At 72.6% G+C, this 201-nt stretch carries 1 protein-coding gene; it reads right to left on the minus strand.

Annotation, left to right across the window (positions count from 1 at the left end):
• On the minus strand, positions 1-201 hold a 201-nt coding region (locus tag ACFHWE_RS23910; RefSeq protein ID WP_416604135.1), incomplete at both ends, for a hypothetical protein.

Here is a 201-nt window from a genome sequence, read left to right on the forward strand (position 1 = left end):
GGAAAGAACCGGCCCACCACGACCAGCTCCCGCCCCCGCCAGGCGCACTTGTACTCCAGCATGGACCGCAGCTCCCGCCACGCCGCGTCCGAGATCGCGCGGGCGAGCCGGGCACGGTCGGCCCGCTCGTAGCGGGGGTTGGTCACCTTCTCCCCCGTGGAGAGGGTGACCAGGAAGGTGGTCCCGGCGTCGACACCGACC

The sequence above is a fragment of the Nocardiopsis sp. LOL_012 genome, from assembly GCF_048060475.1.
GTDB lineage: Bacteria > Actinomycetota > Actinomycetes > Streptosporangiales > Streptosporangiaceae > Nocardiopsis.